Annotated in this window: 21 protein-coding genes; 18 read left to right on the forward strand and 3 right to left on the reverse strand. The window is 62.5% G+C overall.

What is annotated here, in order from left to right; genetic code table 11:
• Positions 1-19: 19 nt before the first annotated feature.
• Positions 20-253 (reverse strand): DUF5703 family protein, encoded by a 234-nt coding sequence (locus V3C33_08190; GenBank protein XAS69217.1) that lies wholly within the window; start codon positions 251-253, stop codon positions 20-22.
• Positions 254-292: 39 nt separating this feature from the next.
• On the opposite strand from V3C33_08190, the gene V3C33_08195 reads away from it, so the two are divergent.
• A complete protein-coding gene (locus V3C33_08195; GenBank protein XAS69218.1) occupies positions 293-556 on the forward strand; it encodes a hypothetical protein in 264 nt (87 codons plus the stop codon).
• Positions 557-591: 35 nt separating this feature from the next.
• Here V3C33_08195 and V3C33_08200 read toward each other — a convergent pair whose 3' ends face one another.
• Positions 592-1,527: an aldo/keto reductase gene (locus V3C33_08200; GenBank protein ID XAS69219.1), complete on the reverse strand. Its 936-nt coding sequence runs from the start codon at positions 1,525-1,527 to the stop codon at positions 592-594.
• 51 nt (positions 1,528-1,578) lie between these two features.
• Here V3C33_08200 and V3C33_08205 point away from each other — a divergent pair, with 51 nt between their 5' ends.
• Complete coding sequence (locus V3C33_08205; protein ID XAS69220.1) at positions 1,579-2,412, forward strand: undecaprenyl-diphosphate phosphatase; 834 nt, start codon at positions 1,579-1,581, stop codon at positions 2,410-2,412.
• Between the two features lie 15 nt (positions 2,413-2,427).
• On the forward strand, positions 2,428-3,705 hold the full coding sequence (gene mshC, locus V3C33_08210) for a cysteine--1-D-myo-inosityl 2-amino-2-deoxy-alpha-D-glucopyranoside ligase (protein ID XAS69221.1): 1,278 nt from the start codon (positions 2,428-2,430) through the stop codon (positions 3,703-3,705).
• 31 nt (positions 3,706-3,736) lie between these two features.
• Here the strand turns inward: mshC and V3C33_08215 are convergent, their stop codons facing one another.
• Entirely contained in the window at positions 3,737-4,642 is a 906-nt protein-coding gene (locus V3C33_08215) for a PAC2 family protein (protein XAS69222.1), read from the reverse strand.
• A 152-nt stretch (positions 4,643-4,794) separates the two neighbouring features.
• Between V3C33_08215 and V3C33_08220 the strand changes: the two genes are divergently transcribed.
• From V3C33_08220 to tatC, 15 genes are all read left to right on the forward strand, one after another.
• Positions 4,795-5,583 (forward strand): HAD family phosphatase, encoded by a 789-nt coding sequence (locus tag V3C33_08220; protein XAS69223.1) that lies wholly within the window; start codon positions 4,795-4,797, stop codon positions 5,581-5,583.
• Positions 5,580-6,767 (forward strand): site-2 protease family protein, encoded by a 1,188-nt coding sequence (locus tag V3C33_08225; GenBank protein XAS69224.1) that lies wholly within the window; start codon positions 5,580-5,582, stop codon positions 6,765-6,767. Before V3C33_08220 ends, V3C33_08225 begins: the two co-directional genes overlap by 4 nt.
• A 79-nt stretch (positions 6,768-6,846) precedes the next feature.
• Positions 6,847-7,920, forward strand: a complete 1,074-nt coding sequence (locus V3C33_08230) for a tRNA (adenine-N1)-methyltransferase (protein XAS69225.1) — start codon at positions 6,847-6,849, stop codon at positions 7,918-7,920.
• Positions 7,921-8,002: 82 nt separating this feature from the next.
• Positions 8,003-9,754 (forward strand): proteasome ATPase, encoded by a 1,752-nt coding sequence (gene arc, locus V3C33_08235; protein ID XAS69226.1) that lies wholly within the window; start codon positions 8,003-8,005, stop codon positions 9,752-9,754.
• Positions 9,755-9,804: 50 nt separating this feature from the next.
• Complete coding sequence (gene dop, locus V3C33_08240) at positions 9,805-11,424, forward strand: depupylase/deamidase Dop (GenBank protein ID XAS69227.1); 1,620 nt, start codon at positions 9,805-9,807, stop codon at positions 11,422-11,424.
• Positions 11,425-11,509: 85 nt separating this feature from the next.
• Positions 11,510-11,713 carry a ubiquitin-like protein Pup gene (locus tag V3C33_08245; GenBank protein ID XAS69228.1) on the forward strand — a complete coding sequence of 68 codons (204 nt, stop codon included), beginning with the start codon at positions 11,510-11,512 and terminating at the stop codon, positions 11,711-11,713.
• 89 nt (positions 11,714-11,802) lie between these two features.
• On the forward strand, positions 11,803-12,630 hold the full coding sequence (gene prcB, locus V3C33_08250) for a proteasome subunit beta (GenBank protein XAS69229.1): 828 nt from the start codon (positions 11,803-11,805) through the stop codon (positions 12,628-12,630).
• Between the two features lies 1 nt (position 12,631).
• Positions 12,632-13,339 (forward strand): proteasome subunit alpha, encoded by a 708-nt coding sequence (prcA, locus tag V3C33_08255; GenBank protein XAS69230.1) that lies wholly within the window; start codon positions 12,632-12,634, stop codon positions 13,337-13,339.
• Position 13,340: 1 nt separating this feature from the next.
• The gene (gene pafA / locus V3C33_08260) at positions 13,341-14,705 is read left to right on the forward strand and encodes a Pup--protein ligase (protein XAS69231.1); all 1,365 of its coding nucleotides are present in this window, start codon (positions 13,341-13,343) and stop codon (positions 14,703-14,705) included.
• Positions 14,706-14,814: 109 nt separating this feature from the next.
• Complete coding sequence (locus tag V3C33_08265) at positions 14,815-15,750, forward strand: FKBP-type peptidyl-prolyl cis-trans isomerase (protein ID XAS69232.1); 936 nt, start codon at positions 14,815-14,817, stop codon at positions 15,748-15,750.
• Positions 15,751-15,818: 68 nt separating this feature from the next.
• On the forward strand, positions 15,819-16,214 hold the full coding sequence (locus tag V3C33_08270; GenBank protein ID XAS69233.1) for an FKBP-type peptidyl-prolyl cis-trans isomerase: 396 nt from the start codon (positions 15,819-15,821) through the stop codon (positions 16,212-16,214).
• 103 nt (positions 16,215-16,317) lie between these two features.
• Entirely contained in the window at positions 16,318-18,312 is a 1,995-nt protein-coding gene (locus tag V3C33_08275; protein XAS69234.1) for a WYL domain-containing protein, read from the forward strand.
• A gap of 10 nt (positions 18,313-18,322) precedes the next feature.
• Positions 18,323-18,673 (forward strand): hypothetical protein, encoded by a 351-nt coding sequence (locus V3C33_08280; protein ID XAS69235.1) that lies wholly within the window; start codon positions 18,323-18,325, stop codon positions 18,671-18,673.
• A 32-nt stretch (positions 18,674-18,705) separates the two neighbouring features.
• Entirely contained in the window at positions 18,706-18,984 is a 279-nt protein-coding gene (gene tatA, locus V3C33_08285) for a Sec-independent protein translocase subunit TatA (protein XAS69236.1), read from the forward strand.
• 48 nt (positions 18,985-19,032) lie between these two features.
• The gene (gene tatC / locus V3C33_08290; protein ID XAS69692.1) at positions 19,033-19,827 is read left to right on the forward strand and encodes a twin-arginine translocase subunit TatC; all 795 of its coding nucleotides are present in this window, start codon (positions 19,033-19,035) and stop codon (positions 19,825-19,827) included.
• The last annotated feature ends 12 nt before the right edge of the window (positions 19,828-19,839 follow it).

The raw sequence follows: 19,839 nt of genomic DNA on the forward strand, positions 1-19,839 counted from the left end.
GTCCCACCGGACTGGCGAGTCAGACGGTCCTCCGGACCTGGGTAACCCTTCTCCGCAGCCAGAAGCGCCTTCCGCCGCCCACATAGATCCGGCTGCGTTCAAGCTCCCACTTGCCGTATTCAGAATGTTCCACAATGCGTCTGCGCGCATCGGGCAGCGAATCGTCAGGACTGACCGTCAGTACCAGATACTCGTACTGCCTCAGGTAATCCCGTTCCCGCAGGACCGAGCTGGTGAGAAATTGTTCCTTCATTGCTCTCCATTTTCGTCCTTTTCCGGCTAACGTGAACTCATGAGCATCGATCCGCGTGTCGCGCTTCAGTCCCTGACCTCCGCACTGGAAGAACATCTGGTGGCAGCTTCTGCCCGCCGTGGCGAGGGGGATCCCGCGGTGGAAGCGGCGTTTTTTGCCGTTGCAGATGCGTTCGAAGTCTATGAGGACTCACTCTATGAGGCCTATAGCGAAGTGACTCCTCTTCAGGTCTTTGATGACGAAGAGGATGACGAGGATGACGCGGACGTTGAAGACGAGGACCTGGAGATCCTCGAAGACTGAGTTCCCGCGTCAGGCAATACCTGTGGGCCTGCCTGTCAGGAAAGGCTGGAGACGTCCTCGAGGGCGCGGGATATCTCGGCCGGCAGCGGTGTCAGTTGAGAGTCCAGAATATCCTTGAGCTGCACCGGGGTTCTTGCCCCCACAATTGCCGTGGCCACGCCGTGTTGCGAGAGCAGCCAGCTCAGTGATACATCCAGGGATGTCCGGCCCAGCCCGCGCGCGGCCATGGCCACTGCTTCCACTACCCGGGAGGCAGGATCCTCAAGATAGGGCTCCACATAGGTGGCAAGCCTGTTGTGCGCGGCCCGGGAGTCGGACGGGATATGGCCACGGTACTTTCCGCTCAGCACCCCGCGGCCCAGCGGCGCCCACGCCATCAGCCCCAGCCCCGCATCTTCAATCGCCGGAATAAGCTCGCCTTCGGGCTTCCGATGCAGCAGGGAGTATTCCGACTGGCTGGCCACCAGAGGAAAACCAGCCACCGCGGCAGCTTTGGCAGTCTGCCAGCCGGTGAAATTGGAGATTCCCGCGTAACGCGCACGGCCCGTGCGGAGCGCAAATTCCAGTGCTGACAATGTCTCTTCCAGCGGCACGTTTGAGTCCCAGGCGTGCGCGAACCAGATGTCCACGTAGTCAGTCCCAAGCCGGGCGAGGCTGGCATCCAGTCCGGAGAGCATCGCGTTCCGCGAGGTGTCCACCGTCCGCCGGCCATCCGACGTCGAGACCCCTGCTTTCGTGGAGATCACCACTTCAGTGCGGGAGACGGCGTCGCCCAGCATGTTCCCCAACAACGCCTCGGCCTGGCCGTCGGCGTACGAGGCAGCGGTGTCGATCAATGTTCCGCCGGCATCAACGAACGTCCGCAGCAGGTCGGAGGCATCCTGTTCATCTGTTTCCCGGGCCCATGACATGGTGCCGAGGGAGAGGGCGGAGACACGCAATCCACTGTTGCCGACGTAACGCTGCTGCATAGCAGCAAGCTTACGGGGAATCCCGGGGGGTCCATGACGTAGGGTCTTAGCGTGAACTGGTTTGAAGCGGCCCTGCTGGGCTTTGTACAGGGATTGACCGAATTTCTCCCGATTTCATCGAGTGCCCATCTGCGGATCGTGGGGGAGTTCCTTCCGAACGCCTCCGATCCCGGTGCCGCCTTTACCGCCATAACGCAGCTGGGGACCGAGACGGCGGTGATCGTTTACTTCAGGCGGGACATCGTGCGGATCGTCAGGGCCTGGGCCGGCTCTTTGCGCGGCAAAGTCTCCCGTCAGGACCCCGACGCACGGATGGGCTGGCTGGTGATTCTGGGCAGCCTGCCCATCATCGTTCTGGGACTGCTCTTCCAGGACCAGATCGAATCGGTGCTGCGCAGCCTGTGGCTTGTGGCAACAACGCTGATCGTCTTCGGCCTGATCCTGGCCGTCGCCGACGCCGTGGGCAAGCAGCAGCGGGATCTTACCCAGCTGACATACAAGCACGGCATTTACTACGGACTGGCCCAGGCCATGGCACTCATTCCGGGTGTATCCCGCTCCGGCGGAACCATCACTGCCGGTCTGCTGATGGGGTACACGCGTGAAGCCGCGGCCCGTTACTCCTTCCTCCTGGCAATTCCGGCCGTGTTCGGAAGCGGTCTCTATCAGCTGTACAAGGTGTTGTCCAAGGAAGGGCTGACCGGGCCGTACGGCCTCCCGGAGACGGCAATGGCAACAGTGATTGCTTTTGTGGTGGGCTATGTCATCATCGGCTGGTTCCTGAAGTTCGTCTCCACCAGGAGCTACCGGGTGTTCGTCTGGTACCGCATTTTCCTGGGCCTGGCGCTGTACCTGCTCCTCGGTTTCAATGTCATCAGTGCCTAGCACTAGGCTTGGGCTGTGAAGTCCTGGATATCCCGCCCTGTTCCTGAATTGCCGGGCAGCATGCCCGCCCTCCGGCTTTTTGACACCTCCCAAGGCGGTGCAGTCACCCTTCCGGCCAACGGCGAACAGTCGATGTATGTCTGCGGAATCACCCCTTATGACGCAACCCACATGGGGCATGCCGCGAGTTACGTCGCGTTCGACCTCCTGAACCGTGCGTGGCGTGACGGCGGGCAGCATGTCTCTTACGTGCAGAACGTGACCGACATCGATGACCCGTTGCTGGAACGGGCTACTGCCACCGGCGTGGACTGGCGGGATCTGGCGGAGGGCCAGATAGAACTCTTCCACACGGACATGGAGGCACTTAATGTGCTTGCTCCGGACCACTACGTGGGTGCTGTCGAATCGATCCCCGTGATCGTGCCGGAGATCGAACGGCTGGTGCGCCTCGGCCTGGCCTATCGCGTGGCGGGCACAGCCGGCGAACCCGACGGCGATGTCTACTACGACGTCGAGGCCGCTGGGAAGCACTCAGTCGATGCGGATGCATGGACGCTGGGCTCCATTTCGGGACTCGCTGAAACCGAGATGCTCGAACTCTTCGCCGAACGCGGCGGGGACCCCGGCCGAGCCGGAAAACGCCAGGCCCTGGATCCGCTTCTGTGGCGTGTGGCCCGGGACGGCGAACCCAGGTGGGGCGGCGGCGAACTGGGCGAGGGGCGGCCAGGCTGGCACATCGAATGTACTGTCATCGCGCAGAAATACCTTCCAGCGCCGCTGACGGTCCAGGGCGGTGGCTCAGACCTCATTTTCCCGCACCACGAAATGGGTGCAGGGCATGCCTATTCGCTCTCCGGTGTACCGCTGGCACACCACTACGCGCACGCCGGGATGGTGGGTCTCGGCGGCGACAAGATGAGCAAGTCCAAGGGAAACCTTGTTCTGGTTTCGAAGCTCCGGGCCGCGGGCGAGGAACCTGCCGCCATCCGGCTCGCCATACTGGCACACCACTACCGCTCGGACTGGTCCTGGACGGATGCGGGATTCGCCGAGGCCAAAGGCAGACTCGAATACTGGCGGCAGGCCCTGGCCATTGCCCCGGAAGGCACAGCCGGCGCCCTCGTGGCCCAACTGCGCGAGGAGCTTTCAAACGACCTGAATGCGCCGGAGGCGTTGCTGGCTGTGGACCGCTGGGCGGAAAAGGCACACGCCGGCGGCGGCACACTCCCCGCCGGGGACCAGGCTCTGGTGAGCGACGCCGTCAACGCCCTGCTCGGCGTCGAACTCTAAAGCCGGCTCCTGGGAGACCGGCCTCGGAACCTCAGGGCTTTTCCTTGCCACGGCGCTTGAGGTAACGCTCAAATTCGCGGGCGATGGACTCACCGCTGGCTTCCGGCAGATCCGCGGTGTCCTTGGCTTCTTCGAGCTGACGGACGTACGCCGCGATTTCCGGATCCTCCGTGGCGAGTTCGTCCACGCCACGTTCCCAAGCGTCGGATTCCTCCACCAGTTCGTGGGTGTCCAGCGGAACCTGGAGCAACTCCTCAATGCGGTGCAGCAAGGCCAGCTGGGCCTTGGGGGATGGAGCCTGCGCCACATAGTGCGGCACGGCTGCCCAGAGCGAGATTGTGGGGATCCCCGCCAGAAGCGCAACCTCGGACAGCACGCCCACGATGCCCACGGGCCCTTCATACTGGGACGCCTCCAGGTTAAGCCGTTCCCGCAGCTGGCTGTCGTCGGTGGAGGTGCTGACGGGAATGGGGCGGCTGTGCGGCACGTCTGCAAGGAGGGCACCTACGAGGATCACGTAGTCCACGTTCAGTGCTTCCGCATGGACCAGCATCTCCGCCGTATAGGCCCGCCATTTGTAGGACGGCTCTGTACCCTGCACAAAAATGACGTCCACGTTGGTGTCCGGCGCACTGGCTTTGTAGATGCGGGTGGACGGCCACTTGATTTTCCGTTCACCCGACGCCGTGCGGCGGACGGTGGGCCTGGTGAACTGGAAGTCGTAGTATTCGTCGGCATCGATGGAGGCGACCTTCTTTCCGCCCCACATCTTGTTGAGATAGCGCAGAGAATCACTTGCGGCTTCCCCGGCGTCATTCCAGCCCTCAAAGGCAGCCAGCATTACCGTGATCCGTTGCCCGTCAGCCACTGGCTGCAGCAACCGGTCCGGTTCGGGTGCCGTACCCGGTCCGGTGGTGTCTCCGTCGAAGCTATTCATCCCTTCACCCTACTTCCAAGAACCCGCGGAACGCATTGAATGAAGCGTCACGAGTCCTCCAGTTGGCAGGGCATTGGCCCGGTCTCCGCCGGATATTCGCCAAGGGCGTAGCCCCGACATCCTGTGGAGGGGAGCGCCGTAGACTGGAGGGCATGCAATCCTCAGCTTCCCGGCCTTTACTCAAAGCAGCTCTCTGGGACATGGACGGCACCATTGTTGATACCGAGCCGTACTGGATCGCGGCCGAACATTCCCTCGTGGCCGCCCATGGCGGAGAGTGGTCGTATGAAAAGGCCATGCAATTGGTAGGCCAGTCTCTGGTGTTCTCTGCCGGCGTCCTCCAGGAAGCCGGCGTAAAGCTGGAGATCCGCGAAATCATCGACACCCTGACAACAGAGGTCATTGGCAAAGTGCGCCGAAGCGTGCCGTGGCGGCCCGGTGCCCGTGAGCTGCTGGACGGCCTCTACAAAGCCGGCATCCGCTGTGCACTCGTGACCATGTCCGAGGCGCCGCTGGCCGGGGAGATTGTTGCCAGTCTGCCCGAACCGTATTTCGAGTTCCTGGTCACCGGAGACACCGTGTCCAACGGAAAACCACATCCCGAGGCATACCTCCGGGCCGTTGCCCTGCTGCGCCAGGAGGATCCGGAGCTCACCGTTGATCACTGCGTTGCCCTTGAAGACTCCGTCCCCGGTGTGGCCGCCGCCGTTGCCTCCGGTGTTGTCACCGTCGCCATTCCGCACATAGTCCCGCTGCCCGATGATCCCCGCCGCACCACCTGGGACTCTCTGGAGGGCCGGAGCGTATCCGACCTCGAGGCCCTGGTGACCCGCCGCAACGGTGCCCGCGCTGCAGGGACACACGCAACAGCAGCCCACCCATCAGGGGCCCACGCAGGCGGCCCGGCCGCACAGCGCCACGTCGAGGAGCCAGCCAATTGACTGAACCCGCCTCATCCGGCCACCCTTCCAATGGAACGGGCCGCCGCGAAGGTATTCCACTCGGCAGAATCGCCGGAATCCCGGTCATTCTGGCCTACTCCTGGTTCATCATCGCGGCGTTCACCGTGATCGTTTATGGCCCCGTACTCCGGCAGGACTATCCAGAGCTTGGAATAGCCGTCTACTACGTGGCATTCGCCTACGCTGTGCTGCTTCTCATTTCGGTCCTCGTCCATGAGCTCGCGCACGCCCTGACTGCAAAGATTTACGGCTGGCCAACTGAGAAGATCGTCCTGAACCTTTGGGGTGGCCACACGCAGTTCGAAAACTTCACTGCCACCCCTGGCCGCTCGGTGCTGGTGGCGCTGGCAGGCCCTGCCTCAAACTTTGTCCTCGCCGCGGGCGCCTGGTTCTTCATTTCAACGGCCGGGTTGACAGGCGTGGCGGGCATCCTGACCAACATCTTTATGTGGGCCAATCTGCTGATCGGCATTTTTAATGTGCTGCCGGGGCTTCCACTCGACGGCGGACGGCTTGTTGAATCGGCGGTCTGGAAAGCAACAGGCAGCCAGGCGAAGGGGACTGTGGCTGCTGGCTGGGCCGGACGGATCATCGTCATCGCGCTGGGCGTCTGGTTTGTCGTCCTTCCCCTGGCCAACGGCAATACGCCGGATATCAGTCTGCTGCTGATCACGGTCCTGGTTGGCGGTTTTCTCTGGATGGGCGCGTCGGCCTCGATACAGCAGGGCAGCCTGCGGAGCAGGCTCCCCCTGATCACGGCAGCGGGCCTGGCCGAAGCCGCCGTCGGCGTTTCTTCAACAGCCACGGTGGATGACATCCTCCGCCTGGCACCGGCCGGAACTCCGGCGATTGTGCTCTGCGGACCCGATGGCCGGCCGCAGGGTCTGGTGGACACAGCCGCCGTGGCCGCTGTTCCCGCGTCCGCCGCGGCAACTACGGCGGTTACAGCCGTTTCATATTCTCTGGGAACAGGGGCATACGTGCCGGAATGGTCCAAGGGACAGGAGCTCATCCAATACCTTGCGCAGCTCGACGGTCAGGAATACGCGGTGGTGGACCACAACGGGAAGGTCACGGGACTGCTGAGGCAGTCAACCGTGGTGACTGCTATGACCGGCAAGCGTGTCCGCGACAGTAGGCGCCCACAGGGTCATAACGGGTAGAGTTACCTGCCGGTCGTGAAATATCGGCAACCGGTCACAGCGCACGGCCACACAGGATTTACAGGAGCGAGGAAAATTCATGAGCAGCGAATCTGCCGCCATCGGAACCACAGCAGTCACTGCAGCCGGCACGGCCGCCGCGGCCGCCACTGCTGACCAGCCAGCGGGCGCTGCAAGGCGCCGGGGCCCCTTCCGCGAAGGCGAACGGGTCCAGCTGACGGACGAGCGCGGCCGCATGAATACCATCAGCCTGGAAGTTGGTGGAGCTTTCCACACACACCGCGGGTTCCTCAACCATGACGAAATCATCGGCAAGGCTGACGGTTCCGTGGTGGTGAACAACGTAGGCCAGCAGTACCAGACCCTTCGTCCGCTCCTTTCGGACTTCGTACTGTCCATGCCCCGCGGCGCTGCCGTTGTCTACCCCAAGGACGCAGGCCAGATTGTCACCATGGCGGACATCTTCCCGGGCGCTCATGTTGTGGAAGCCGGGGTGGGCTCCGGGGCCCTCTCAATCAGCCTGCTCCGGGCAGTGGGCGACAACGGATATCTGCACTCCTTCGAGCGGCGCGAGGAATTCGCAGACATTGCCCGCGGCAATGTGGAAACCATCTTCGGCGGTCCGCACCCGGCCTGGAAGATTTCGCTTGGCGACTTCCAGGAGGAAGTTGTCCGCAGCGAGGCGCCGGGATCCGTGGACCGCGTTGTGCTGGACATGCTGGCTCCGTGGGAGTGCCTTGATGCAGTAGCCACTGTGCTGGCGCCAGGCGGCGTGTGGATCAACTACGTTGCTACCGTCACGCAGCTTTCGCGTACTGCCGAGGCTATCCGCGCAGACGGCCGGTTCACTGAGCCGGATGCCTGGGAATCCATGGTCCGTGGTTGGCATCTCGAAGGCCTGGCTGTCCGGCCGGACCACCGTATGGTGGCGCACACCGGTTTCCTGCTGGTGACCCGCAGACTGGCCGACGGCGTGACCGGAATTTCAGTAAAGCGTCGCCCGTCAAAGACCGGCTTTAGCGAAGAAGACGTCAACGCCTGGACGCCCGGCGCTGTTGGCGAACGCCTCGTCTCGGACAAAAAGCTCCGCCGCGCAGCCCGGGATGCCATCGCCGGGACCAACGTCAAGGACGATCCGGAGATCACGAACTAGTCCGCATTTCGGATGTCTCCAGCAGTACCCGGCATCTTGGGGCTAAGGTCTTAAGAGAAGCGCAGGAAGGGGCTGATGGATCATGGAGACTCCGAACAACGACTCCGGACTAACACCGGCAGAGCAGGCAGCTGCAAACGAACTGTCCGTCGCGGACCGGCAGGTGAATATTCTCAGGGACAAGCTCCGGCACATTGACCGGCAGCTGGCGGCGGCCACGCAGAACAACACCAAACTCGTCAGCATGCTGGAAACGGCCAAGGCCGAGATCCTGCGGCTGAAGAGCGCGCTTGATCAGGAAGGGCAGCCGCCGTACAGCTTCGGCACCGTCCTGCAGCTGAACCCGAAGCGGCTGCCGTCCTCCGGCGGCAGTGGCCAGGCCGCAACGGAAGAGTCGCTGGACATCTTTAACGCCGGACGCAAGATGCGGGTCGGAATCAGCCCGCTGGTCAACATGAACCAGCTTGCGGTGGGCCAGGAAGTACTGCTGAACGAGGCACTTCTTGTGGTGGCGGGACTCGGCTACGAGCGGGCGGGCGAACTCGTCACCCTGAAGGAAATGCTCGGCACGGACCGTGCACTCGTTGTGGGGCGCGCCGATGAGGAACGCGTCATCAGGCTGTCCGGCGCACTGCTGGCCGAAAAACTCCGCGTGGGCGATGCCTTGTCCATTGATTCGCGGACCGGCTACGCCCTGGAAAAGGTTCCTCGGTCCGAGGTGGAGAACCTGGTGCTCGAGGAAGTCCCGGACATCACCTATGAGGACATCGGTGGCTTGGGCCCTCAGATCGAACAGATCAGGGACGCCGTGGAGCTGCCGTTCCTGCACCCGGATCTCTACCGCGAGCACGGGCTGAAGGCGCCCAAGGGCATCCTGCTGTATGGCCCGCCGGGCTGCGGCAAAACCCTCATCGCCAAGGCCGTGGCAAATTCCCTGGCGGCCAGGGCAGCGGAGCGTTCCGGGAACGTTGACCTGAAGAGCTACTTCCTGAACATCAAGGGTCCCGAACTCCTTGACAAGTATGTCGGCGAAACCGAACGCCACATCCGGCTGATCTTTTCCCGTGCCCGCGAAAAGGCATCTGACGGCAGCCCCGTAGTGGTGTTCTTCGACGAGATGGATTCACTCTTCCGCACGCGAGGCACGGGTATTTCATCCGACGTCGAAACCACCATCGTGCCGCAGCTGCTCAGCGAGATCGACGGCGTGGAGCGCCTGGACAACGTCATCGTCATCGGCGCCTCCAACCGTGAGGACATGATCGACCCCGCCATCCTTCGGCCAGGCCGGCTCGATGTCAAAGTTAAGGTCCAGCGGCCCGACGCCGAGGCCGCGGCGGACATCTTCAACAAATACATCACCACGGATCTTCCGTTCCATGAGATCGATCTCGCCGAGCATAACGGTGATGTCCAGGCCACCGTTGATGCCATGATCCAGCGCACGGTGGAAGCCATGTACTCCACCGAAAAGTCCAATGAGTATCTGGAGGTGACCTACGCCAACGGCGACACCGAGATGCTGTATTTCAAGGACTTCAACTCGGGGGCCGTGGTGCAGAACGTGGTGGACCGGGCCAAGAAGTACGCCATCAAAGATCTCCTCACACTGGAGCAGAAGGGCCTGCGGATTGAACACCTGCTGCGCGCCGTAGTGGACGAATTCCGTGAGCACGAGGACATGCCGAACACCACTAACCCGGACGACTGGGCCCGCATCTCAGGAAAGAAGGGCGAACGGATCACATATATCCGCACCATTGTCCAGGGCAAGGCAGGCCAGGAGCCAGGGAAGTCCATCGAGACCATGCCCAATACCGGCCAGTACCTGTGATAGCCGGGCCGGCAGCCGCGTCGGGGGAGTCCCTTCCGGCAGGCGGTGCCATGAGGGTCATGGGGTCGGAAACGGAATACGGAATCCATGCCCCGTCCGCCCCGGCTGCCAATGCCACCATGATGTCCGCCAGGGTGGTCCAGGCCTATGCCCAGCTGACCCGTCAACGGGCGGCCGGCGGCGCGGAGACGCGTTGGGATTACACGGACGAGGAACCGCTGCACGATGCACGGGGCTGGACACTCGAACGTGATGCGGCAGATCCAAGCCAGCTGACGGACCAGCCCCATGTTCTCGACGCAGAGTCTGTGGCCCTTGCCTACGGGCGTGATGAGCTGGAGCTGGACGGCCAGGATGAATCCGGCTCCCTCCTGATGAACATGGTGCTGGGAAACGGCGCGCGTCTCTACGTTGACCATGCCCATCCTGAATATTCGAGCCCAGAGGTGACCAACCCACGGAACGCTGTAGCCTGGGACGCCGCCGGAGATCTAGTGGCGCTCGCGGCGGTGCGTAGGCTCGCTGCCGATCCTGAGCTTCCGGCCGTCAATCTGTACAAAAACAACACGGACAACAAGTCGGTGTCGTATGGATCCCACGAGAACTATCTCATGCCCCGCTCGGTCCCTTTCGGCGACATTGTCCGGGGACTGACCCCATTTTTCGTTACCCGCCAGATCATGTGCGGCGCCGGAAGGGTAGGCCTCGGACAGGACAGCTCCAGGCCGGGCTTCCAGATCAGTCAGCGTGCGGACTTCTTCGAGGCGGAAGTCGGACTCGAAACCACCATCCGCCGGCCCATCATCAACACGCGCGACGAGCCCCACGCCACTGCAGACAAGTACCGCAGGCTGCACGTCATTATTGGTGATGCCAACTTGAGTCAGACGTCCAACCATCTGAAATTCGGCACGACGGCAATGGTACTCAGCCTCATCGAGGCCGGACTGGCGCCCAAGGTGGAAGTCCACGAGCCCGTTGCTGCACTCCAGACCGTCAGCCACGACACATCGCTGACAGCGAAGCTGCGGCTGCTCGACGGACGCCGTGTCACAGCGCTGGACCTGCAGTGGATGTACCACGAGGCCGCCGCCAAGCTCGCGCAGGACACCGGCGTGGCTGATGCCGTTGACGGTGACGGCCATACCCATGGCGTCCTGGAAAGCTGGGCGAACACCCTGACCCAGCTGGGCAGCGACCAGGCTGCGGCATCCACCTCAGTGGAGTGGCTGGCCAAACTTTCGCTTCTTGAGGGTTACAGGCGGCGTGACGGACTGGCTTGGGACAGTGCACGGCTGGGTCTGGTCGATCTGCAGTGGGCTGATATCCGCCCGGAAAAGGGTCTCTACTACCGGCTTCTGGCCCGCAACCGCATGCAGCGCCTGATCGAGGACGCCGACATCGCCACCGCGGTGATCCAACCGCCGTCGGACACAAGGGCTTTCTTCCGGGGGCGGTGCGTCAGCAGCTTCAGCAAGGATGTGGTGGGCGCCAGCTGGGACTCGGTCATCTTCGACGTCCCCGGCTACGGGAGGCTGCAGCGCGTGCCCACCCGCGAGCCGCTGAGAGGCACCGAAGCACTCACCGGCGGGCTCTTTGCCCGGCACCGGGAGGCAGGGCCGTTCCTTGCGGAACTGCTCGGATTGAGCCCTGCCCCGCCACCGGCGTAATCAGCCCCGGCGGGCGCCCGACGTGGCAATATGGGCATATCGGATGTCCCTTCGGGAATCCGGGGACTGACAAAAGGAGAGAACAATGGCAGGCCAGGAGCAGCAGAAGCCGCAGTCACGCGACAGCCAGGTAGAGGAGGACGTCCCGGAGGCACCGCCGGCACCGCCGGAGGCGCAGGCATCAGCCTCGACACAGGGTGTGGACGACCTCCTCGACGAAATCGACGGCGTCCTGGAATCCAACGCCGAAGAGTTTGTGCGGGCATTCGTTCAAAAGGGCGGACAGTAGGCAGGCAGGAACCGCACCAGCGTTGAGCCAGGTTCGGCACACCGAGGGTCTGTACAGACGTTGAACCACCACGTTGAAGGAGTGCACCAGTGCAGGAGAGAACAGCCAACCAGGTAGCGGCCAACGCGACGTCGTCGTTCACCGAGCACCTGCAACGTGACCGGCCCGATCTGCTTCCCTACAACCGGGCACTGCCGGCACCGGCCGCCTCGCACCCTTCGCAGCCGCTGCAGGTACCGCACGCCACCACCATTGTGGCCATGAGTTACGCCGGGGGTGTGCTCATGGCCGGTGACCGCCGTGCCACCATGGGCAACGTCATCGCCAGCCGGCACATCGAGAAGGTGTTTCCGGCGGATCAGTATTCCGTGCTCGGAATAGCGGGCACTGCCGGGATCGCAATCGACATCACGCGGCTGTTCCAGGTTGAGTTGGAGCACTACGAGAAAATCGAAGGAACGCTGCTGAGCCTTGACGGCAAGGCCAACCGGCTGGGGGCCATGATCCGCGGCAATCTGCCCATGGCACTTCAGGGGCTTGCAGTCATACCGCTGTTCGCGGGCTTCGACACCGCGGCGGGGGTAGGCCGGCTGTTCTCCTATGACGTCACCGGTGGCCGCTACGAGGAGCAGGAACACCACACCGTGGGTTCTGGCTCAGTATTTGCCCGGGGCGCCCTCAAGAAACTCTGGCGCCCCAATCTGCCGGAAGATGACGCCATTTCAGTTGCCGTTGAGTCTCTGTATGATGCTGCAGACGACGATTCCGCCACCGGGGGACCGGACCCCGTGCGGCAGCTGTGGCCGGTTGTCTATACGGTTAACAGGGCCGGAGCGAGGCGCATTCCGGAGCGGGATCTGGCTGCTGTGGCCGGAAACATCATCGAGTCCCGGGCTGCAGCCCGGCGGGAGGCCTGAGATGACTCAGCAGTTCTACGTCTCACCTGAGCAGCTGATGAAGGACCGTGCGGATTTTGCACGGAAGGGCATTGCGCGGGGCAGGTCCGTGGTGGTGATCAGCTGCGAAGACGGCATCGCTCTTGTGGCCGAAAACCCATCGCCGTCGCTTCATAAGATCGGTGAGATCTACGACAAGATTGCGTTTGCAGCTGTAGGCAAGTACAACGAGTTCGAAAGCCTCCGCCAGGCAGGGGTGAGGTACGCGGACATCCGCGGCTATTCCTATGACCGCGAGGACGTGACGGCGCGTGGGTTGGCCAGCGTGTACGCGCAAAGCCTCGGCGCAGTGTTCACAGCAGAGCAGAAGCCGTTTGAAGTGGAGCTCGCAGTGGCTGAGGTGGGGCCCACGCAGGAAGAAGACCACCTCTACCGGCTGACATTCGATGGCTCTATCGCTGATGAGCACGGATTCATTGTGATGGGTGGCCAAGCCGAAAAGGTTTCGGCCGCCGTTGAGGACGGCTGGCGCCAGGACCTCGCGTTCGCTGCCGCCATCAGGCTGGCTGTCAGGGGACTGGTGACCGACAACGCAGCCAGTGCCCTGCCTGCCCGGGCTGTGGAGGTGGCAGTGCTGGATCGTGCTTCGGAAAGCGGCCGGGGAACCCGGCGTGCTTTCAGACGGCTTACCGATGCCGACGTTGTGGCTTTGCTTGCTGAGGAGGACTGAAATGGACAAGAGAATCTTCGGTATTGAAACCGAATTCGGCATTTCCTATTCGAGCCCGGATTCCCGTCCGCTGGCACCGGAGGAAGTTGCGCGGTACCTTTTCCGCAAGGTTGTCAGCTGGGGCCGTTCTTCAAATGTGTTCCTGACCAACGGGTCCAGGCTGTACCTGGACGTCGGCTCCCACCCCGAATACGCCACGGCGGAGTGCGATGATCTGGCCCAGCTCGTAGCCCACGACCGCGCCGGGGAACTCATTCTGGACGATCTTGTGGACGAGGCCCAGTCGAGGCTGGCTGCCGAGGGGTTCAACGGGACGGTGTACCTGTTCAAGAACAACACAGACTCGGCGGGCAATTCCTACGGGAGCCACGAAAACTACCTGATTCCGCGCCGGGGCGAATTTTCACGGCTCGCTGAAATTCTCATTCCGTTCCTGGTGACGCGCCAGCTCATTGCCGGGGCCGGCAAGATCCTCAAGACCCCGCACGGGGCGACATTCGCCTTTTCGCAACGGGCGGACCACATCTGGGAGGGTGTCTCCTCGGCGACCACCAGATCGCGGCCCATCATCAACACCCGCGATGAACCCCATGCCGATGCCGAGTTCTTCCGCCGCCTGCACGTGATAGTCGGCGATTCCAATATGTCCGAGACCACTGCGCTCCTGAAAGTGGGAACAGTTGATCTGATACTGCGGATGATCGAGGCGGGCGTCATCATGCGGGACATGCGGATGGAAAACCCCATCCGCAGCATCCGTGAGATCTCGCATGACCTCACCGGCAAGGCCCTGGTCCGGCTCGCCAACGGGCGGCAACTCACGGCATTGGAGATCCAACAGGAATACCTCACAAAGGTCACGGCCTTTGTGGCCGAGCATGGCGCCCACAATCCCCATGTGCCACTGATTCTAGATCTCTGGGGAAGAACACTGCAGGCGATCGAAAGTGGCGACACCACCGGCATCGACACCGAAATCGACTGGGCCATCAAAAAGAAGCTGATGGACAGTTACCGGGAACGCCACGGGCTGGGACTCGACGCACCCCGGATTGCCCAGCTTGACCTGACCTATCACGATATCTCGCGGACCCGGGGACTCTACTATCTCCTGCAGGCCAGGGGAGCTGTCCGCCGGGTGGTGGATGACACCGCCGTCAAGGATGCCGTTGACGCGCCACCGCAAACCACCCGCGCCAAATTGCGGGGGGACTTTGTCCGCAGGGCGCAGGAACTGGGACGTGACTACACGGTGGACTGGGTGCATCTGAAGCTGAATGACCGGGCCCACCAGACCATCCTGTGCAAGGACCCGTTCCGTAACGAGGATGAGCGCGTTGATGCGCTTCTGGACTCTATGGGCTGATACCCAGCTTCAGGGGCTATTCTGGATGGGGCCATTCTTTGGCCCCGCCCGCGCTGCCGGGCGCTACATACCGGTAACGCATCCATCTTGCCCCGACGAAAGTTTTTACGTGCGCCGACTACTAGCAATTCTTATTCCCGGACTGCTGCTGCTCACCGCCTGCGGCGGATCGCCTGCAGCGCCGGAACCCACCAGCCAGTCCGCGGGTGAAACCGCCAAGCTGGATTCCGTGAAGTTTACCGACAACGGCGACAAGAAGGCGCCTGGTATTGAATTCACCAAGCCCCTGGAAGTGGCCGAACCGACTGTCAAGGTAATCGCCGAGGGCAGCGGTGACCGGGTCAAGGCCAACCAGGTTGCCGAGATTTCAATCCTTGCGCTCAACGGTAAGGACGGTGCGAAACTCGAAGACACGTTCGCCAGCGCCCCGGAGGCCCTGGAGCTGAACGAGGAGCTCAAGACGGGCAGCGCAGTCATCTACAACGCGTTCGTCGGAGCAAAGATCGGCTCACACCTTGCACTTGCCGTTCCGGGCAAAGCTGCCGCCGAAGGCGCCAAGGCACAGCCCACGCAGCTGCTGGTCATCAAGATCGTGTCCGCGAAGGACCTTCCCGGTGCCCTGAGCCAGGAGGAGACTAACAAGCTGGACAAGGAGGGAAAACTGCCCAAGGTCACATTTGATGCCAAGGGCGTTCCCACCGTGGATATTCCCAAGACGGATGCACCGTCGGGATTGTCCATCAAGGTGCTCTCGGAGGGGACCGGCGAGAAGATTACGGCCGCCGACACCATCGAAGCCAACTACGCCGGCTGGCGCTGGGATGACGGCAAGAAGTTTGACTCCAGCTATGACCGGGGCGAAGCCGCCAGCTTCCCGCTCAAGGGAGTCATCAAGGGCTGGACCCTGGGGCTTACCGATCAGAAGGTCGGATCCAAAATCCTGCTCACCATCCCGACTGCACTTGCATACGGCGAGACGGCCGCTGCCCAGCAGAAGCCCGCCGGACCGCTCGTATTCGTCGTCGAGATTAAAGCCAAAAAGTAACGGCGCCGGCAATCCCGGCACTGAATAATCCAGGCAACAAGCCGCCCAATCAAGCAGAAGGAGCAACCATGTCATTTGGTCAGCGCGATTTCGACCGCCAGAAGCCGGAAATTGACTTCCCCGAAGGCGCAGTACCCGCCGAATTGGTCATCACCGACCTCATCGAGGGCGACGGCGCCGAGGCTAAAGCCGGCGATACCGTCTCCACCCACTACGTGGGCGTGGCCTGGTCAACAGGTGAAGAATTCGACGCCTCCTGGGGCCGCGGCGCGCCGCTGGACTTCCGTGTGGGCGTGGGGCAGGTCATCCAGGGCTGGGACCAGGGCCTGCTGGGCATGAAGGTTGGCGGCCGACGCCGCCTGGAGATTCCGTCTGAGCTGGCTTACGGCTCCCGCGGTGCCGGTGGAGCAATCGGCCCCAACGAAGCACTGATCTTCGTCGTGGATCTGGTGGGCGTCCGCTAACCGGAGCTTCGCACTGTGGAGGCGCGGTAACAATCGGAAGGTATTTTCCCTTTGTTGCCGCGCTTCCTGCGTTTCCCACACGGACTTTAGTAACGTAGCCAGAGTGTCAGCATCCCGTACAGAACGTCTGCTTAATCTCCTGATCGCCCTCCTCAATACGAAGTACGGGCTGCGTCGCAGCGAGCTGCGCAAAAAGATCTATCACGACACCACCAGCACCGAGGTGTCCTTCGGCCGGATGTTCGAACGCGACAAGAGTGATCTCCGGCAGTTCGGCTTCGAGGTCGAAGCTGTTATGGACAAAGGCTGGGGCTCGGACGATCCTGCGACCACCCGATACCGGATCGGCAAGGAATCGAACCGGCTTCCGGACGTCAAGCTCACGCCGGCGGAGTGCACTGTATTGTGGCTCGCCTCCCGGCTGTGGGAGCAGGCAGCACTCGGTGCGTCCGCCCTCAACGCCATGCGCAAACTCCAGGCCTCCGGCGGCCTGGCAGGTGTCGGCCTGCCTGCCGGTGTACAGCCCCGCATCAAACCGGCCGGGCAGGCCTTTGAGGATCTTATCTCCGCCATCCACGCCCAGCATCCGGCCAGGTTCAGGTATCTTGCCAGCAGCACCGGCAAGGAAGAAGACCGGGTGGTTGAGCCTTGGGGCCTCGGCAGCCGGTTCGGCCAGTGGTATCTGGCTGGCTTTGACCGGGGGCGGGGCGCCCAGCGGTTTTTCCGGCTTTCCCGGTTCACCTCGGCGGTCACTGTGCTGGAGAACGACACCTACTCGCCGCCGGCGGGTTTCAACGTCCGCGCTGAGCTGAGCAGCCTGCCCGAGCTGCCCTTGAGGACCGCCGTCGTAGACGTGCGGGAAGGCAAGCTGCTGGGCCTGCGCAAGCGGGCCGTGCCCGCCGATGCCGATGGCTCCGCCGCTGCAGGAGCGCCCGACGCCGGCCGTGACCGTCTCAGCGTGCAGTATCGGGACGCTGAGCTGCTGGGCGAGGAGATTGCCTCCTACGGACCCAACGCAGCGGTGGTGTATCCGACGGAACTCGTCACAGCCGTCACGCGGCGGCTGCGCCGGGCCGCTGACTTTGCTGCCGCGCCGGTACCGCCGATTGACTTTCCGGACGCCGGCCCTGCCAAGCGCACCCGGAAGCGGACGTCCGAGGACCGGCTGAAACGAATGCTTCAGCTGGTCCCGTTTCTGGTTCACAACCAGGGTCTCCACATCGAGGAGGTCGCCAACACCTTCGGCGTCACACGGAAGGAGCTGGAGGATGATCTGCGGATCCTCATCTGTTCTGGCCTGCCGGAAGGCTATCCGGATGATCTGCTGGATATCCAATGGGAGAGCGATCACGTTTTCATCACCCAGGATCTGGATCTCAACAGGCCGGTCCGCTTCACCGTGGACGAGGCCTGCGCGCTGCTGACCGGGCTGGAGACCCTGAACGGGCTGCCTGAGCTTGCCGAAGGGACTGCCCTGGAATCGGTGACGCTCAAGCTGATGGCCGCCGCAGGCGAAGAGGGACTGCGTGCAGGTTCGGTGGCCGGCCCGGAAGTCGGCCCCGCTGACTCGGCCATGCTGGAGACCGTCCGGAAAGCTCTTGAGACAGGATCCCAGCTTCACCTCGTGTACTTGTCGACCCAGAGCGATTCGGTCTCCGAACGGGACGTGGATCCGCTTCGGCTCTACTCGCTGGACAACACGTGGTACTTTGAGGCTTACTGCCACACAGCCGAAGGGCTGCGGAATTTCAGGCTTGACCGGATCGAGATCCTGCAGCCCAACGGCAGGAACGTTTCTTCACAGGTCAAGCCCCAGGAGGGTTTCCCGGTCAAGCTCTTCACGCCTAACGACGACGACACCCTTGTGGTGGTGCAGCTCTCCGCCCGGGGCACTGGGCTGGCTGACGACTACTACGCTGAACGGACCTCCGGCCTGCCTGGTGACGGCCTGCTGGCTGAAATCCGCTTTGGCAGCACGGCATGGCTTCCCATGTTCGTCGCCCAGCACGGGGGCGCGGTGCGGATTCTTGAGCCGGCAACACTGGCCGCGGGTGCCCGCGACTGGATCGACGCAGCCCTGGCCCAGTACGGAAGCTAGACTACTCAGCATGCCTTGGTGGTCTTGGATCCTGATCTGGATAGCGCTCGTTGCCCTTTCCCTGCTGTTTTATGTCATTTTGGGTATCAGGCTCTTCCGGAATTTCATGGCAACTGTGAAGGAACTGAGCGCCGCAGGTGAGCAACTGACACACTTGCCGGCCGGCCCTGCGGACCCTGCGACGGCGGGGCCGGAGAAACAAACGGCCCCCGGTTCAGCTGTTTTTGCCTCCTCTGGGCAGATGCGACATGATTACCTCACATCCAAGTCATCCCGCCGGGGAGTTCGCCGCCAACGGCGCGTTCAGCGCAAGGCCGAACGGGGCCAACCCCAGTCATTGCGCGACATCGAATTCAGTTAGACGTAGGATGTACTCAGAGGAAAGGACTTCCAGTGGGACGACTGTTTGAGGGCCCGTGGCCCATCGTAATTATTATCATCGTAGCTCTGCTTCTTTTTGCAGCGCCCAAGCTACCCGCAATGGCGCGCAGCCTTGGCCAGTCGATGCGGATTATCAAGTCCGAGGTCAAGGAAATGAAGAACGACGGCAAGCCTGAGGCCAAGGATGACTCAGATCCCGTTGAGGGCAGGATCGTCAACCATCAGCAGGCCAAGACGCAGAACGGCGAGCCGAGCGACGGCACCGACGTTCCGCCGTCGAACCGCGTTTGATCCCTAGTGGCTGAGAAGACGGGCCGCAAATCCAACCCTGAGGGTCGGATGGCCCTGATGGATCACCTCCGGGAGCTCAAGAACCGGCTCCTCAAGTCCGCGATCGGCCTTGTTATCGGCGCCGTCGGCGGATGGATTCTCTACGATCCGGTTCTGGGTGCGCTCAAAGAGCCCGTGGACCGGATCGCAGAGCATACCGGCGGGACGTCGTCAGTCAATTTCTCGAGTATTGCCTCACCATTTGATTTCAAGCTTCAGCTGTCCTTGCTGATCGGCGCTGTTATCTCCAGCCCGGTCTGGATCTACCAGCTATGGGCGTTTGTCACCCCGGGGCTGACCAAAAAGGAGCGGCACTACACGCTGGGTTACATGGCAGCGGCCGTCCCGCTCTTCCTTGCAGGCATATGGGTGGGGTGGCTGGTGGTTCCCCAGGTTGTGCGGGCGCTGACACAATTCACACCGGCCGGTTTTTCAAACCTCATCGATGCCCGCGACTACGTTGATTTCGTCACGCGAATGGTGCTCTTCCTTGGGCTGGCATTTCTGGTGCCGGTAGTGCTGGTCGGCGTCAACATGGCGGGAATCATCCGCGGACAGACCATTCTCAAGGCCTGGCGCATTACCGTATTCCTTGTGTTTGTACTGGCGGCCGTAGCTGCCCCGGGCGCAGACGCCCTGTCCATGTTCCTCCTCGCCGGGCCGCTGCTGCTGCTGTTTTTCGCTGCCATCGCCCTGTGTATTCTTAATGACCGCAGCCGTGACAAGCGGGCAGCAAAAAAGGCTGCCGAGTCAGAAGCCACCGCCGACGTCGCAACGCCCGGCTCCGAGCTGAGGAATCTCTAGCTCCAAGCACAC

The sequence above is a fragment of the Micrococcaceae bacterium Sec5.7 genome (assembly GCA_039636785.1).
Lineage (GTDB): Bacteria > Actinomycetota > Actinomycetes > Actinomycetales > Micrococcaceae > Arthrobacter.